The sequence below is a fragment of the Staphylococcus sp. GDY8P131P genome (assembly GCF_017891975.1).
GTDB lineage: Bacteria > Bacillota > Bacilli > Staphylococcales > Staphylococcaceae > Staphylococcus > Staphylococcus nepalensis.
In genome coordinates, this window is the sequence record NZ_JAESKF010000017.1 from 55,562 (window position 1) to 72,369 (window position 16,808).

12 protein-coding genes are annotated in these 16,808 nt (G+C 33.0%); 11 read left to right on the forward strand and 1 reads right to left on the reverse strand.

Annotation, left to right across the window (positions count from 1 at the left end):
* Nucleotides 1-4: 4 nt before the first annotated feature.
* The 10 genes from KA894_RS11740 (at nt 5) to KA894_RS11785 (ending at nt 14,805) form a co-directional block, all read left to right on the forward strand.
* Nucleotides 5-781 carry a phosphatidate cytidylyltransferase gene (locus KA894_RS11740; RefSeq protein ID WP_096810073.1) on the forward strand — a complete coding sequence of 259 codons (777 nt, stop codon included), beginning with the start codon at nt 5-7 and terminating at the stop codon, nt 779-781.
* Nucleotides 782-1,083: 302 nt separating this feature from the next.
* The gene (gene rseP / locus KA894_RS11745) at nt 1,084-2,370 is read left to right on the forward strand and encodes an RIP metalloprotease RseP (protein ID WP_115342205.1); all 1,287 of its coding nucleotides are present in this window, start codon (nt 1,084-1,086) and stop codon (nt 2,368-2,370) included.
* Nucleotides 2,371-2,385: 15 nt separating this feature from the next.
* Nucleotides 2,386-4,086, forward strand: a complete 1,701-nt coding sequence (locus KA894_RS11750; protein WP_119487905.1) for a proline--tRNA ligase — start codon at nt 2,386-2,388, stop codon at nt 4,084-4,086.
* 425 nt (nt 4,087-4,511) lie between these two features.
* Nucleotides 4,512-8,822, forward strand: a complete 4,311-nt coding sequence (locus KA894_RS11755; protein WP_103372851.1) for a PolC-type DNA polymerase III — start codon at nt 4,512-4,514, stop codon at nt 8,820-8,822.
* 211 nt (nt 8,823-9,033) lie between these two features.
* Entirely contained in the window at nt 9,034-9,501 is a 468-nt protein-coding gene (gene rimP, locus KA894_RS11760; protein ID WP_096810067.1) for a ribosome maturation factor RimP, read from the forward strand.
* Between the two features lie 23 nt (nt 9,502-9,524).
* Nucleotides 9,525-10,745 (forward strand): transcription termination factor NusA, encoded by a 1,221-nt coding sequence (nusA, locus tag KA894_RS11765; RefSeq protein ID WP_096810065.1) that lies wholly within the window; start codon nt 9,525-9,527, stop codon nt 10,743-10,745.
* 15 nt (nt 10,746-10,760) lie between these two features.
* Nucleotides 10,761-11,045: an RNase P modulator RnpM gene (gene rnpM / locus KA894_RS11770; RefSeq protein WP_096810063.1), complete on the forward strand. Its 285-nt coding sequence runs from the start codon at nt 10,761-10,763 to the stop codon at nt 11,043-11,045.
* Complete coding sequence (locus KA894_RS11775) at nt 11,042-11,359, forward strand: L7Ae/L30e/S12e/Gadd45 family ribosomal protein (protein ID WP_096810062.1); 318 nt, start codon at nt 11,042-11,044, stop codon at nt 11,357-11,359. Before rnpM ends, KA894_RS11775 begins: the two co-directional genes overlap by 4 nt.
* A 4-nt stretch (nt 11,360-11,363) precedes the next feature.
* Nucleotides 11,364-13,466: a translation initiation factor IF-2 gene (gene infB, locus KA894_RS11780; protein ID WP_096810060.1), complete on the forward strand. Its 2,103-nt coding sequence runs from the start codon at nt 11,364-11,366 to the stop codon at nt 13,464-13,466.
* Nucleotides 13,467-13,809: 343 nt separating this feature from the next.
* Nucleotides 13,810-14,805 (forward strand): hypothetical protein, encoded by a 996-nt coding sequence (locus tag KA894_RS11785; protein ID WP_103372850.1) that lies wholly within the window; start codon nt 13,810-13,812, stop codon nt 14,803-14,805.
* 73 nt (nt 14,806-14,878) lie between these two features.
* Here KA894_RS11785 and KA894_RS11790 read toward each other — a convergent pair whose 3' ends face one another.
* Nucleotides 14,879-15,751, reverse strand: coding sequence for an HTH domain-containing protein (locus KA894_RS11790; RefSeq protein WP_107644043.1), 873 nt, complete (start codon nt 15,749-15,751; stop codon nt 14,879-14,881).
* A gap of 673 nt (nt 15,752-16,424) precedes the next feature.
* Here KA894_RS11790 and rbfA point away from each other — a divergent pair.
* Entirely contained in the window at nt 16,425-16,769 is a 345-nt protein-coding gene (gene rbfA / locus KA894_RS11795; RefSeq protein ID WP_096810056.1) for a 30S ribosome-binding factor RbfA, read from the forward strand.
* Nucleotides 16,770-16,808: the final 39 nt, after the last annotated feature.

Below are 16,808 nucleotides of genomic sequence, written 5' to 3' on the forward strand. Positions count from 1 at the left end.
TAGTATGAAAGTTAGAACTTTAACAGCAATCATAGCACTTATTGTTTTTCTTCCTGTATTGTTAAAGGGTGGCCTTATTTTAATGTTGTTTTCATATTTGTTAGCGTTTATTGGCCTTAAAGAATTGCTGAATATGAATATGATTAAGTTTTTGTCCATTCCAGGAATTATAAGTGCATTAGGTATTTTAATTATTATGTTGCCACACGAAGCTGGAGCATGGGTAAATGATTTTCAATTAAAATCTTTAATAGCAATGAGTTTTATTTTATTAAGTTATACAGTGCTTTCTAAGAATAGATTTAGCTTTATGGATGCCGCATTTTGTCTTATGTCTATCGCTTATGTAGGTATAGGCTTTATGTATCTTTATGAAACGAGATCTGAAGGATTACATTACATACTATTAGCTTTCTTAATCGTTTGGTCTACAGATACTGGTGCTTATATTTTCGGTAGATTAATGGGCAAACATAAATTATGGCCTGTAATCAGTCCTAATAAAACCATTGAAGGTTTTATAGGAGGCATTATTTGTAGTTTAATTGTTCCACTTATTATGATGATTTTTGTGGATTTTGGTATTACGGTTTGGTTATTATTATTATGTACTGTTGTATTGAGCATGTTTGGCCAGTTAGGCGATTTAGTAGAATCAGGTTTTAAACGTCATTTTGGCGTGAAAGATTCTGGCCGAATTTTACCCGGTCATGGTGGTATATTAGATCGTTTCGATAGTTTTATGTTTGTGTTACCACTTTTAAACATTTTCTTAATTTAAGTGATTTTACAAGAAAAGATGTGCTTTTAAAATTGTATAATCGTAAAATCAAGGAGTTAATAAATTAAATACTGATTATATTATCAGTGATTTGATTTTTTAACTCCTTTTCACAAACAAAGATAATATAAAGTATTTATGTCACAAAAGCAGTATTATTTTCTTAATACTGTTTCAAGTTATGTGTATCAGTTAGTACTGTTATGTTATAATTTTATAATCAAAAGTAATATATCGCTCTATAGATTATAATAAATTACAAATAATGGAACAATTTTTCGGAAAATATGAGGTGTATCAATTTGAGTTTTCTAGTGACAATCATTTCTTTTATAATCGTCTTCGGTATTCTTGTAACAGTTCATGAATACGGTCATATGTTTTTTGCTAAAAGAGCTGGCATCATGTGCCCAGAATTTGCAATTGGGATGGGGCCTAAAATTTTTAGTTTCAGGAAAAATGAAACGCTATATACCATCCGTTTGCTGCCTGTTGGGGGTTACGTACGAATGGCAGGAGATGGATTGGAAGAACCTCCCGTTCAACCGGGCATGCATGTTAAAATAAAGCTAAATGATAAAGATGAGATTACACATATCATTCTAGACGACCAACATAAATTTCAACAAATCGAAGCAATTGAAGTAAAACAATGTGATTTTAAAGAAGATTTATTTATTGAAGGTGTAACGGCATATGATCAAGAAAGACATCGTTACCATATAGCGAATAAAGCTTATTTTGTAGAAAATGGTAGCTTAATTCAAATTGCGCCAAGAAATCGTCAATTTACACACAAAAAACCTTATCAAAAATTCTTGACGTTATTTGCGGGTCCGTTGTTTAATTTCTTGCTTACATTAGTATTATTTATTGGCTTGGCTTATTACCAAGGAACGCCAACGAATACAGTTGACGAAGTAGCCAAAGATACGCCAGCAGCTCAAGCAGGTTTGCAATCGGGAGACAAGATTGTAAAAATCGATCATCATTCTATCGATAGTAAATCTGATATTGATAATGCAGTATCACAGATAAAAAACAACAATACGCAAATAAAAGTAGAACGTGATGGTAAAACAGAAACATTACAAGTGAAACCTAAAAAGGTAGAACAAAAACTTACCAAAACACATTCAGAAACCAAATATTTATTAGGTTATACTGCAACAACTGAACACACGTTATTTAAACCGATTGTGTCGGGCGTAGAGCGTTCGTTAGAAGCAGGAAAATTGATATTTACTGCGATTTTAAGTATGATTGCGAGTATTTTTACGGGTCAATTCTCTTTCGACATGCTCAATGGACCAGTTGGAATTTATCACACTGTCGACTCTGTAGTTAAGACTGGTATTATTAATTTAATTTCTTGGACTGCATTACTAAGTGTGAATTTAGGTTTAATGAACTTATTACCAATTCCAGCACTGGATGGCGGTCGTATCTTATTTGTTATTTATGAAGCTATTTTCAGAAAACCACTTAACAAAAAAGCTGAAACTACGATTATTGCTATAGGTGCAGTATTTGTATTAATTGTTATGGTATTAGTTACATGGAATGATATTCAACGTTATTTCTTATAAAAGGAGAGCATTTAAATGAAACAATCTAAAGTATTTATACCAACGATGAAAGAAGTACCAGCTGCTGCTGAAGCTTTAAGTCATCGACTTCTGTTAAAAGCAGGTTTGATTAAACAAAGCACAAGTGGAATTTATAGTTATTTACCACTTGCTACAAAGGTTTTAAATCATATTGAAACGATTGTAAGAGAAGAAATGGAACGCATCGATGCTGTTGAAATTTTAATGCCAGCATTACAAAAAGCAGAGCTATGGGAAGAATCAGGTCGTTGGGATGCATATGGCCCAGAATTAATGCGTTTGCAAGATCGTCATGGCCGTGAATTCGCGCTTGGACCAACACATGAAGAGCTTGTGACTTCTGTTGTAAGAGATGAACTTAAATCATATAAACAATTACCACTTACATTATTCCAAATACAATCTAAATATAGAGATGAAAAACGTCCACGTTTTGGTTTACTTCGTGGTCGTGAATTTATCATGAAAGACGCTTATTCATTTCATGCAGATGAGACATCGTTAGATGAAACATATCAAGATATGTACAATGCTTACGCGCGTATATTTAAACGTGTTGGTATCAACGCTCGTCCGGTGGTTGCTGATTCTGGAGCAATTGGTGGCAGCCATACGCATGAGTTTATGGCATTAAGTGAAATTGGTGAAGATACAATCGTATACAGCGAAAATAGTGACTATGCTGCTAATATTGAAAAAGCAGAAGTCATTTATCATCCAAATGAGAAACATGTTGAAATTGCTGAATTAACAAAAATAGAAACGCCTCAAGTTCATACTGCGCAAGAATTAGCCACATTTTTAAACAAACCATTGGATGAGATTATCAAGTCTATGGTATTTAATGTTGATGGTGAATTTATTATGATACTCGTTCGTGGTCATCATGAAATTAATGACGTTAAATTAAAAGCATATTTTGAAACAGATCATATTCAATTAGCTACTGAAGATGAAATAAAAAATCTATTAGGTGCTTCACCAGGTTCACTTGGACCAGTTTTTGACAAGGATATCAAAATCTATGCAGATCATTTTATAAAAGATTTAAATAACATGGTTGTAGGTGCAAATGAGGATGGTTACCATTTATTAAACGCTAATGTTGATCGCGATTTTGAAATAGATGCTTATGGTGATTTTAGGTTTATTTTAGAAGGTGAACAGCTAGCAGACGGATCTGGTGTTGCTAAATTTGCAGAAGGCATAGAAGTTGGGCAAGTATTTAAACTTGGCACTAAATATTCCGAAGCAATGAACGCTACATTTTTAGATAACCAAGGCAAGGCCAAACCATTATTAATGGGGTGTTATGGCGTAGGTATTTCTAGAACGCTAAGTGCTATTGTAGAGCAAAATAACGATGACAATGGAATAATCTGGCCAAAATCTGTGACACCTTTTGATTTACATTTGATTACAATCAACCCTAAAAAAGAGGAGCAACGTGAATTAGGCGATCAATTGTACGCACAATTAAAAGAGAATTATGATGTGCTTTATGATGACCGAAAAGAACGTGCAGGTGTTAAGTTTAATGATGCAGATTTAATTGGTTTACCAATTCGAGTAGTTGTCGGTAAAAACGCAGCTGAAGGTGTCGTTGAAGTTAAGCGTCGGGATTCAGGTGAAAGTGAAGATGTCCAAATAGATAATTTAAGTCATTATGTCAATGAATTATATAAGAATTTATAATACAAAGATATATGATGTTTATTGGAAAAGTTACTACACTAAATAGACATATAAATAAACAACTAACAATGATTCATCCAGTATATCTGGCGTGGCGTTCATGTATTAAAAATATATGAAAATATGACGTGATTACTGACTGATTTAAAGTTAATTTTGGCCAAAAAATTTGTGAACACGGCTAACGAATCAGGGGGGCGGGAATACGAAATCAATTTAGAAATTTTGATTTCAATCTCGCTCCCATTTGTTATTATTTATTATAATGGTATATAGTTTAAGTTTAAGTATTAGAAATCCAATCTTTTCCGTTATATTATAGAGAATGTAAAAAATACATACGCCGATATTTGCTGATATTTAAAGTGAATATTAAAAACAGGAAACGTAGTGTAATTATTAGTAAGGTGGTTATCGTCTTGTCAATGACAAATCAGGAAAAATTTAAAATCCTAGCTGACCAAATAAAAATTGCAGACCATTTGGACCCAGAAATTTTAGAACAAAGTGAATTAACACGTGTAGATGTTAAAACGACCGACCGAACTTGGGTATTTCAGATAACATTTCCATACTTTTTATCTATAGAAGATTATCTATTATTCAAACATGCAATCACTGAAGAATTTAAAACAATAGCTAAAGTAGATTGCAATTTCACGATAACGAATAAGGCGAATCAAGATGAATATGCAATGAAATACTTTAGCCACTGTATTGATCAAACTAAATTATCACCAAAAGTAAAAGGGCAACTTAAACAAAAACGTTTGATTATGTCAGGAGATGTCATCAAAGTTATGTGTCAAAATGATATAGAACGTGATCACTTTGACAAAGCTTGTAATGGCAGTTTGATTAAAGCCTTTCAACAATGTGGATTTGCTATTAGTAGAATATTATTTGAAACAGATAATGCATCTAACGGTGACGATTTAGCATCACTCGAAGCTCATATTCAACAAGAAGATGAGCAAAGCGCACGTGAAGCTACAGAGAAATTAGAAAAAATGAAAGCTGAAAAAGCAAAACAACAAGATAATAACGAAAGCACTGTCGCTAAATGTCAAATTGGAAAACCAATTCAAATAGAAAATGTAAAACCTATTGAATCCATCATAGAAGAAGAATTTAAAGTTGCAGTAGAAGGTGTTATCTTTGATATCAACTTAAAAGAACTAAAAAGTGGACGCCATATTGTAGAGTTGAAAGTTACAGACTATACAGATTCTTTAGTGCTAAAAATGTTTACTAGAAAAAACAAAGACGATTTAGCGCATTTTAAAGCTTTAAGTGTAGGTAAATGGGTTCGCGCTCAAGGTCGAATAGAAGAAGATTCTTTTGTGCGTGACTTAGTAATGATGATGTCTGATATTGAAGAAATCAAGAAAGCAGTTAAACAAGATAAAGCTGAAGAAAAACGCGTTGAATTCCATTTACATTCTTCGATGAGCCAGATGGACGGCATACCTAATATAAGTGCATATGTAGATCAAGCTGCAAAATGGGGTCATAAAGCTATAGCAGTTACTGATCATAATGTTGTACAAGCATTTCCAGATGCGCATGCTGCTGCAGAAAAAAATGGTATTAAAATGATTTATGGCATGGAAGGTATGTTGGTAGATGATGGTGTACCTATCGCTTATAAGCCACAGGATATAGACTTAAAAACTGCAACATATGTTGTGTTTGACGTTGAGACAACAGGTTTATCTAACCAATACGATAAAATTATTGAACTTGCAGCCGTTAAAGTGAAAGAGGGAGAAATCATTGATAAATTTGAACGTTTCAGTAATCCACATGAACGATTATCTGAAACAATTAAAAATTTAACGCATATTTCTGACGATATGTTAGTAGATGCTCCTGAAATTGAAACAGTACTCACAGAATTTAAAGAATGGGTTGGAGATGCCATCTTTGTAGCCCATAATGCTTCATTTGATATGGGCTTTATCGACACAGGTTATGAAAAAGCTGATCTAGGCGCCTCAACTAACGGTGTGATTGATACGTTGGAATTATCAAGAACGATCAATACAGAGTATGGTAAACATGGCCTAAACTTCTTAGCTAAAAAATATGGTGTAGAATTAACACAACACCATAGAGCGATTTATGATACAGAAGCTACAGCTTACATTTTTATTAAAATGCTAAAACAATTAGAAGAAGCAGAAGTTTCTAATCATCAAGATATCAACACCTCTTTATCTAATGAAGATGCATATAAACGAGCTCGCCCTAACCATGTAACACTTATCGTTCAAAACCAACAGGGACTCAAGAATTTATTTAAAATAGTGAGTGCATCGCTCGTTAAATATTATTATAGAACGCCAAGAATTCCACGTTCACTTTTAGATGAGTATCGTGAAGGTATTCTTGTTGGCTCAGCATGTGATGAAGGAGAAGTTTTCACCGCAGTTATGCAAAAAGATCAGTCACAAGTTGAGAGAATAGCTAAATATTATGATTTTATTGAAGTTCAGCCACCAGCATTGTACCAAGACTTAATAGATAGAGAACTGGTTAGAGATAATAAAACATTGCATGAAATATATGACCGTTTAATCCAAGCTGGTGACGCAAATAATATTCCGGTGATTGCTACGGGTAATGCACATTATTTAAATGAGCATGATGCTATTGCACGTAAAATTTTAATCGCATCCCAGCCTGGTAACCCTTTAAATCGTAGTACATTACCTGAGGCGCATTTTAGAACCACAGATGAAATGTTAGATGAATTACATTTCTTAGGTGAAGAAAAAGCATATGAATTAGTCATTAAAAATACAAATGAATTAGCTGACCGCATCGAACGTGTTGTGCCGATCAAAGATGAATTGTATACACCACGTATGGAAGGTGCCAACGATGAAATTCGAGAGATGAGTTATTCAAACGCCAGAGCTTTATACGGTGAAGACTTGCCTCAAATTGTCATCGACCGATTAGAAAAAGAATTAGAAAGTATTATCGGGAATGGCTTCTCTGTGATTTATTTAATATCACAAAGACTTGTGAAAAAATCATTAGACGATGGTTATTTAGTAGGTTCCCGTGGTTCAGTCGGTTCAAGCTTTGTAGCGACGATGACTGAAATTACTGAAGTTAACCCACTACCGCCTCACTATATTTGCCCACAGTGTAAACAAAGTGAATTTTTCAATGACGGTTCGGTCGGTTCTGGTTTTGATTTACCAGATAAAAAGTGTGGAACATGTGGTTGTGATTTAATTAAAGAAGGACAAGACATCCCATTCGAAACATTCTTAGGTTTCAAAGGTGATAAAGTACCTGATATTGACTTAAACTTTAGTGGTGAATATCAACCTGAAGCGCATAACTATACAAAAGTATTGTTTGGTGAAGATAAAGTGTTCCGTGCTGGTACGATAGGCACAGTGGCAGAAAAAACAGCATTTGGTTTTGTAAAAGGCTTTTTAAACGACCAAGGTATTCATAAAAGAGGAGCCGAAGTAGATAGATTAGTTAAAGGGTGTACTGGTGTCAAACGTACGACTGGACAGCATCCAGGGGGCATTATCGTTGTTCCAGACTATATGGATATTTACGACTTTACACCCGTTCAATTTCCAGCAGATGATCAATCATCTGCATGGATGACAACACATTTTGACTTCCACTCAATACATGATAATGTCCTAAAACTTGATATTTTAGGTCACGATGACCCAACGATGATTCGTATGTTACAAGATTTATCTGGTATCGATCCTAAAACAATCCCTGTTGATGATAAAGAAACAATGGGTATCTTTAGTTCTCCAGAACCATTAGGCGTGACCTCAGAACAAATTTTATGTAAAACAGGTACTTTTGGCGTGCCTGAGTTTGGTACAGGGTTTGTGCGACAAATGTTGGAAGATACGAAACCGACGACTTTTTCAGAATTAGTTAGGATTTCTGGTTTGTCACATGGTACAGATGTGTGGCTAGGTAATGCGCAAGATTTAATTCGTTCAGGTACTTGTGACTTATCGAGTGTAATTTGTTGTCGTGACGATATTATGGTTTATTTAATGTATAATGGCTTGGAGCCTTCATTAGCATTTAAGACTATGGAGTTTGTTCGTAAAGGTAGAGGCCTTACCGATGATATGGTAGAAGCAATGGTAGACAATGAAGTGCCAGATTGGTATTTAGATTCATGTAGAAAAATTAAATACATGTTCCCTAAAGCCCATGCTGCAGCTTACGTACTAATGGCAGTACGTATCGCTTATTTCAAAGTGCACTATCCACTTTATTATTATGCTAGCTATTTTACAGTTCGTGCATCTGATTTTGATTTATTATCAATGATTAAAGATAAAGACGGCATCAGAAACACTGTAAATGATATGTATTCACGTTATATGGATTTAGCTAAAAAAGAAAAAGATACTTTAACTGTACTAGAAATCATGAATGAAATGGCTCAACGTGGTTACCGTATGCAGCCAATCAGCTTAGAAAAAAGTAAAGCGTTTGATTTTATAATTGAAGATGATAGTTTGATCCCACCATTTATATCTGTGCCTGGATTAGGTGAAAACGTTGCGAAAAGAATTGTTGAAGCACGTGAAGAAGGTCCATTTTTATCTAAGGAAGATTTGAATAAAAAAGCTGGTTTATCACAAAAAGTTATTGAATATTTAGATGAACTAGGTTCATTACCAAACTTACCAGATAAAGCGCAATTATCTATATTTGATATGTAAAAGTGCAAGTAATAAATGGTATTTAAGTATTAAATGCAAGTTTAAAGGAAAGCCGTGTGATGTTTAGCTATCATCCCATATGTGAAAAGATATAGTTGTTTGTATAGAAAATAAACATATGGTATAATAATGTTGCTTAAAAAATTAGACTCAGGCAGGAAGAGTGGGCGTTATACCCGCTCTTTTCTATTTGCCAAAAAAGGAGGTCAGTATGAGTAAAGTAACTGAGCAAGTTGAATCAATCATTCAACCCGTCCTTGACGACTTAAATTTTGAATTAGTAGAAGTCGAATACACAAAAGAAGGTAAGGATCGCTTCTTGAGAGTATCTATTGATAAAGAAGGTGGCGTCGATTTAAATGATTGCGCCTTAGCATCTGAAAAAATCAGTGAAATGATGGATGCAGAAGATCCTATTCAGGAAATGTATTACTTAGATGTGGCTTCTCCAGGTGCCGAAAGACCTATAAAAAAAGAAAAAGATTTCCAAAATGCCGTTTCAAAACCCGTTTTTGTTTCTTTATATGCGCCAATTGAAGGCGGGAAAGAGTGGTTAGGTATTTTAAAAGAGGTAACAAGTGAAACGATTACTATGGAAGTTAAAGAAAAGTCAAAAACAAAGCAAGTTGAAATTCCAAGAAATAAAATCGCTAAAGCACGTCATGCTGTAATGCTTTAATGTGATGAGGAGGATGATAAGCCGTGTCAAGTAATGAATTATTATTAGCTACAGAATATTTAGAAAAAGAAAAAAAGATTCCAAGAGAAGTTTTAATTGATGCAATTGAAGCAGCACTAATTACTGCTTATAAAAAAAATTACGATAGTGCAAGAAGCGTTCGTGTAGAATTAAACATGGATGAAGGTACTTTCCATGTTATCGCGCGTAAACAAGTTGTAGAAGAAGTGATGGATAATAGAGAAGAAATTGACTTAAGCACAGCTTTAGTTAAAAATCCAGCTTATGAAGTGGGCGATGTTTATGAAGAAGATGTAACGCCTAATGATTTTGGTCGCGTAGGTGCACAAGCTGCTAAACAAGCTGTAATGCAACGTTTACGTGACGCTGAGCGCGAAATATTATACGATGAATTTATCGATAAAGAAGACGATATTGTTAATGGGTTAATAGATAGAGTTGACCATCGTTATGTTTATGTAAATTTAGGACGTACAGAGGCAGTATTGTCTGAAGCTGAAAGAAGCCCTAATGATAGTTACATCCCTAACGAAAGAATCAGAGTATATGTAAATAAAGTAGAACAAACAACAAAAGGGCCGCAAATTTATGTTTCACGCAGCCATCCAGGATTATTAAAACGCTTATTTGAACAAGAAGTCCCGGAAATTTTTGATGGCACAGTAATTGTTAAATCTGTTGCCCGTGAGGCTGGCGATCGTTCTAAAATCAGCGTACATTCTGACAACCCAGATATAGATGCTGTGGGTGCGTGTGTAGGTGCTAAAGGTTCTCGTGTTGAAGCGGTTGTAGAAGAACTCGGTGGCGAAAAAATTGATATCGTTCAATGGAACGAAGATCCAAAAGTATTCGTGAAAAATGCGTTAAGTCCATCTCAAGTTTTACAAGTTATTGTTGATGAAGCAAATCAATCAACTGTTGTAGTTGTGCCAGATTATCAGTTATCATTAGCGATTGGCAAACGTGGCCAAAATGCGCGCTTAGCTGCTAAATTAACTGGTTGGAAAATTGATATTAAATCAGAAACAGACGCTAGAGCTGCAGGTGTTTATCCATCAGAGGAATCAGAAGAAATAGCGGAAAACGAAAACACTGATGAAACTGAAGATAATGATTTAAAAACATACAATGCTGATCCAGAAGCATTCGATACAACAGCTGAATCAGAAACAGAAGTAAAAGATGATGCTGATGTAATTTCTGAAGAAGACACTGAAAAATAATTTGGAGTGAGCTTTATGAAAAAGAAAAAGATTCCAATGCGTAAATGTATACTTTCAAATGAAATGCATCCTAAAAAAGATATGATACGAGTTGTTATTAATAAAGAAGGCAAAATTTTTGCTGATGCTACTGGAAAACAACAAGGGCGTGGTGCTTATGTATCAAAAGATGTTAAATTAGTAGAAGAAGCACAAAAACAAGGTGTTTTAGAAAAATACTTTAAAGTTGATGCTGAAACATTAGACCCAGTGTATAAAGAAATTATACGTCTTATTTATCGTGAAGAGATACCTAAATGACCTTAGAGAAAATCGTAAATTTTTTAGGTTTAGCAATGCGTGCTGGAAAAGTTAAAACAGGTGAGTCAGTCATTTTAAATGACTTAAAGAAAAACAGACTAAAGCTCGTAATTATTGCAACTGATGCTTCTGAAAACACAATAAAAATGTTTCAGAACAAATGTGAAAGTTACCATATATCATTTCGTATATTTGGAACAAGAGCTGAATTAGGACAAGCTTTAGGTAAAGCAGAACGAGTAAACATTGGAATCACTGATCAAGGCTTTGCTAAAAAGCTAGTGTCAATGATTGATGAATATCGTAAGGAGTGACTATATGAGTAAAAAAAGAATTTACGAATACGCCAAAGATTTAAAATTAAAAAGTAGAGATATTATAGATGAATTAAAGAAAATGGACGTTGAGGTAACGAGCCACATGCAAACGTTAGAAGACGACCAAATTAAGGCATTAGATAAAGTATATAAACCTGAACAAGCTAAACAATCAGAGAAATCACAACAACAAGGTCAAAGCCAACAAAAAACGACAAATAATAAACCTAATAAAAAAGACAACACTAGTAATAACCAAAAGCAAAATAATAAAAACAATAAAAAGAATAATAAAAACAACAAAAATAATAAAAAGAATAAGCAAACTAAACAAGAAGAACCAAAAGAAATACCTTCACAAATTACTTATCAAGAAGGTATAACTGTTGGAGAACTTGCAGAAAAAATAAATGTAGATTCATCAGAAATTATTAAAAAATTATTCTTATTAGGCATAATGGCAAATATTAACCAATCATTAGATGACGAAACTTTGGAATTAATCGCTGGTGATTATGGCGTAGAGATTGAAAAAGAAGTTGTAATCGATGAAGAAGATTTATCGATTTACTTTGATGACGAAACAGAAGACGAAGATGCAGTAGAAAGACCTGCAGTTGTTACAATTATGGGTCACGTTGACCACGGTAAAACAACATTATTAGATTCTATTCGTCATACAAAGGTAACAGCAGCAGAAGCTGGTGGTATCACTCAACACATTGGTGCATATCAAATCGAAAATGATGGCAAGAAAATCACATTCCTGGATACACCAGGACACGCAGCTTTTACAACGATGCGTGCGCGTGGTGCACAAGTAACAGACATCACAATTTTAGTAGTAGCGGCGGATGACGGCGTTATGCCACAAACAATCGAAGCCATTAACCATGCTAAAGAAGCTAATGTGCCAACTATAGTAGCGGTTAATAAGGTTGATAAACCAACTGCTAACCCAGACCGTGTTATGCAAGAATTAACAGAGTATGGTTTAATACCTGAAGATTGGGGCGGCGATACAATTTTCGTTCCACTATCTGCATTAAGTGGTGAAGGTATTGAAGATTTACTAGAAATGATTGTATTGACTTCTGAAATGCAAGAATTAAAAGCTAACCCAAGTAAGAAAGCAGTAGGAACAGTGATTGAAGCTGAATTAGATAAATCACGTGGACCTTCTGCATCACTTTTAGTTCAAAATGGTACATTACATGTCGGTGATGCATTAGTTGTTGGTAACACTCATGGTAGAATCCGTGCAATGGTTAACGATTTAGGGCAACGTATTAAATCAGCAAACCCTTCTACACCGGTTGAAATAACAGGCATTCATGATGTGCCTCAAGCAGGCGATCGTTTTGTTGTATTTAAAGACGAAAAACAAGCAAGACGTATCGGTGAAGCACGTCATGAAGCTAATGTATTACAACAACGTCAAGAAAGTAAGAGCGTGTCATTAGATAACCTATTCGAGCAAATGAAACAGGGTGAAATGAAAGATTTAAACGTAATTATTAAAGGTGATGTTCAAGGTTCAGTAGAAGCACTTGCAGCGTCCTTAATGAAAATTGAAGTAGAGGGCGTAAACGTTCGTATTATACACACAGCAGTTGGTGCGATTAACGAATCAGATGTGACATTAGCAAATGCTTCAAACGGTATTATCATCGGCTTTAATGTGAGACCTGACTCTGGAGCAAAACGTGCAGCAGAAGCTGAAGGCGTAGATATGAGATTACATCGTGTAATTTACAGTGTAATTGAAGAAATTGAAGCTGCAATGAAAGGCTTGTTAGACCCAGAATACGAAGAGCAAATCATTGGACAAGCGGAAGTACGTCAAACATTTAAAGTATCAAAAGTTGGTACCATTGCTGGTAGTTATGTTACAGATGGTAAAATTACTAGGAACGCTGGCGTACGTGTTATTCGTGATGGTATTGTGCAATTTGAAGGCGAACTTGACACATTAAAACGTTACAAAGATGATGCTAAAGAAGTAGCACAAGGCTATGAATGTGGTATTACAATTGAGAAATATAATGACTTAAAAGAAGGCGACATTATTGAAGCCTTTGAAATGGTTGAAATTAAAAGATAATTATTAAACAAAAACACGCTATATCAATTAAGACAAGTTTCATTATAAAATGATTAATTACCGTGAGCTAAAAATTTATATTAGCTTACGGTCTTTTTATGTTGAATATGTTATCTTGTGGGTAAGAGGTATAATATGCTAATAATACAGTTTTTGAAAATGAGATTAACTCAATATTTTCTCAAATCACTAATTTAATGTTCAAAAATTAAAATTTAAATCCCGTCTTTTTATGATTGTAAATGAGTGTAAAAAATATAGTGAGATTGCTTAATACCTTTAACATAGACACTAGTTGTCTATATACTTAATTAAAATTAAGATAAATAGGAGGTTATAAGTTATGAGTGAATATTTAAAAGAAATCAATGAATTTTGGCAGGAATACATGGCTCAATATAACTCTATTTATGATTTAGATACCTTAAATAAAATGGTAAAAAATAATGACACAACTGCTTTCTTGCACCCACAAGATTTAGCATATTTAAAAAAACATTTTGGGGATAATTTCAGTGAGATACCAAGATTTAAAAAAATGGTTGATTACGCAAATGGAAAAGTTAAAATTAATAAAAACAGACAACGCGTGGTTCAAGAAAATGCAGAAATAAGTCCTGCAATAGCTAGACCTTACTTTGGTAATCCTGAATCAGCAGATATTGTTATATTGAAAAAACAAGCAGAAAACGATTTTAAAATTAATGATCCGAACTTACCAGTAGAAGTAGTATTACGTTATCGCAACAGAGTGTTAAGTGATATTCAAGGTAAATTAAAAATGAATGGTCAAAAAATATTTCTCCCCTACTTGGATAGGCATTGTTGGTTTGAAAAATATTTATATAGCAATGGATCAATCCTAAAGCAATTTAGGATTAATCCTAACAGAGTAATGGTAATGAATTTCTTCCCATATCAAACAGGGCATACAGCAGGATTACCTAAAGATTTTTTAACATTCAACCATTATTTACCCTCACAAGAAATGAATTTTGAACTTATGTTAAAAATTATTAATGATGAAAAACCAAGAATTTATATTGTTAGTGAAGAAGAATTGTTTATATCCATATTTAAAAATTTCGCAGATAGCGAATTGTATCAATACCTTGTAGAAAATTTATTCGTACTTTCTTCTAAACAGAATAGGCATATTACTGTCTGCAATGTGTTAAGTTATAAAGAACATATTACTCGGCTAAGAAAAAAAGAAACATTGAGTAAAACGGATTACTATAATTGGAATAAGCAACAAAAAATAGAACGTGATCAAGGGAATTCTGATTTTATACAAAAGCTAAAAGCGATTCAGCGTCCAGCTGAACTGCTTCATTGATTAAATATTAGTTTGTACAACTTGAAAAAGGTGATTTTCGTTTTTTAAAAATGAAAATCATCCTTTTGCTATTTTAGATATCATAGTTTTTAAATAACGATTTTAATTTAATTTTAAAGTCTTCAACATATTGCGAAGGTTTTAATAAGGTAATTAATTGAGGAAATTCAAGTGCAAGGGTAAAGCATTCTTTTTTTGAAATAATAAGTTCAGCGTTAACATAATTGTCGTCTATATTTGCTGTCATAATTATAAATTGTGATTTTATTTCAGACCAAATTGAATTGTGAATGTTTATAGTGACAGTTGGGGTTTTCATAAAAACGCTATTATCAAAAGATTCATCATGCTGGTAAACGTGATTGATGGAAGTTAAATCATGGATGTGGATGTTGCCATTGTATAAATAAGTAACCCAAAAACGTTTATTGAAGTATCGTGTATAGATTGGGATAACTTTAAATGTCTGGTGATTTATATCGTTGATTGAAATCATTTGATTATTTTCAATAGCGAGTTGAATTTTCAAAATTAAGGTTGATTCAGTTAATTCACGATTAATATGAAATTGATTTAATAAAGTGTTAGACAGTAGCTTTTCTGCTAAATTAGAATGTGCATTTAATCCTAATATCAAATTATATGTATCTTCATGAATATTAGGGGTGAAACTTTTCATTCTAAACAGTAAGTTGAGGATTCTGTGATTTTTAAACTTAAAACGGTCAATTCTAAGACGGTGCCGACCTATATTGTTTTCGTAAACGATTCTGCCATTTAATCCTTCCCATTCTTGATCTTCGTATAAAAAATTATTTATATCACTGAAATCTCTTTGTATTGACCTAATGTTAACGTTAAGGCTTTGTGCTAGTTCTTCTTTACTCAATTTCTTTCCATTTAACAAACGAGTATAAATATAAAGCAATCTCTCTGGTTTATCCAAATATACACGCTCCTAACTAATTTAATAGACAGTCAAATATCTAATTAGCTTAAATTATAACATGTTTCATTTCTATAACGTGTAAAATTTTAAGTGAATAAAAAATAATTATAATTATTTTAGAAATTTTAAAATTTAAATAACGTGCTTGATTAGCGATTTAGAAATATGTATTGTCTTGAAAATGTAATAATGTTTCATTAAAATACAGTTTGGCAATATAAATTGTGCCTAACTGTTGTTATAAAATATAATAACAGTTAGGTAATAAAGAAATATGTTAAAATTACTGACACCATTAACAGTATATAGTTTAAATAAAGCATAAATTGATATCATATTCTTAAATTACAGGGAGAGGTATAAACGCTTTGTCATTTTATAAAACTAGCCTAAGTTAATGTGTCATACAATGGATTCAGATCGCAATATTCTGTTTTTAGAATACTTTAATGATTATGATTAACAAAATAGTAAAAATATGTTTTTGTTTTAGCCACTTATACAAATGTATTAAATAAAATATTTGGATAGAACAGGGAATTATGGCATTATGTCATTTTTCATGAATAAAAAATTGAATGAAATTTGTTTGACGGTATGAAATAAACTGTCATATAATCTGTTAGTAAGGGAAGTATACATGTAGTATGATATATGTGAGGTGAAATTTATGAATATGAGAGCTGAACGCGTTGGCGAACAAATGAAACAAGAAGTTATGGATATCGTTAACAATAAAGTGAAAGACCCAAGAATTGGTTTTCTAACCATTACTGATGTGCAATTAACAAATGATTTATCTATTGCAACAATTTATTTAACTGTACTTGGAAATGACAAACAAATTGAAGATACGTTTAAAGGTTTAGAAAAAGCAAAAGGTTTTATAAAATCTGAAATTGGTTCAAGAATGAGATTAAGAATTGTTCCAGAAATCAAATTTGAGTATGATGAATCAATCGATTACGGAAATAAAATTGAAAGAATGATACAAGATTTACACAAAAATGATTAATATAAGCAAGCTGAAACAGGAAACCTTTAAGGTTGTTGT

What these genes read in the sequence shown, in the direction of transcription:
- KA894_RS11740 (WP_096810073.1), top strand. Translation starts at nt 5, where the DNA reads ATGAAAGTTAGAACTTTAACAGCAATCATAGCACTTATTGTTTTTCTT.
- KA894_RS11750 (WP_119487905.1), top strand. Translation starts at nt 2,386, where the DNA reads ATGAAACAATCTAAAGTATTTATACCAACGATGAAAGAAGTACCAGCT.
- KA894_RS11755 (WP_103372851.1), top strand. Translation starts at nt 4,512, where the DNA reads ATGACAAATCAGGAAAAATTTAAAATCCTAGCTGACCAAATAAAAATT.
- rimP (WP_096810067.1), top strand. Translation starts at nt 9,034, where the DNA reads ATGAGTAAAGTAACTGAGCAAGTTGAATCAATCATTCAACCCGTCCTT.
- rnpM (WP_096810063.1), top strand. Translation starts at nt 10,761, where the DNA reads ATGAAAAAGAAAAAGATTCCAATGCGTAAATGTATACTTTCAAATGAA.
- KA894_RS11775 (WP_096810062.1), top strand. Translation starts at nt 11,042, where the DNA reads ATGACCTTAGAGAAAATCGTAAATTTTTTAGGTTTAGCAATGCGTGCT.
- infB (WP_096810060.1), top strand. Translation starts at nt 11,364, where the DNA reads ATGAGTAAAAAAAGAATTTACGAATACGCCAAAGATTTAAAATTAAAA.
- KA894_RS11785 (WP_103372850.1), top strand. Translation starts at nt 13,810, where the DNA reads ATGAGTGAATATTTAAAAGAAATCAATGAATTTTGGCAGGAATACATG.
- rbfA (WP_096810056.1), top strand. Translation starts at nt 16,425, where the DNA reads ATGAATATGAGAGCTGAACGCGTTGGCGAACAAATGAAACAAGAAGTT.